Source organism: Paenarthrobacter aurescens, from assembly GCF_025421775.1.
Lineage (GTDB): Bacteria > Actinomycetota > Actinomycetes > Actinomycetales > Micrococcaceae > Arthrobacter > Arthrobacter aurescens_B.
The window spans coordinates 1-228 of record NZ_JAOEFX010000838.1; the positions used below are offsets into that span (position 1 = coordinate 1).

At 40.4% G+C, this 228-nt stretch carries 1 protein-coding gene; it reads left to right on the forward strand.

Annotated features, from left to right (window positions below; translation table 11 throughout):
- On the forward strand, positions 1–165 hold a 165-nt coding region (locus N7568_RS28645), incomplete at its 5' end, for a transaldolase family protein (protein ID WP_368736537.1).
- Positions 166–228: the final 63 nt, after the last annotated feature.

The window sequence follows — 228 nt, forward strand, 5'->3', positions numbered from 1 at the left end:
GCAGCGTCAGTCAGACACCCAGATCACGTCACGCGAGTAGCTCTTGCTGGGGCTCATATTGCTACAATTCCGTATGCCGTAATTGAACAATTAGTAAAACACCCGTTAACAGAACAAGGAATTGAAAAATTTGCATCAGACTGGGAAAAAGCTGTAAAAAGTTAAATTCACTTAAGGAGAAGACATCATTTTAGTGTCTTCTCTGCTTAAAGGGTATACGAAGATTCT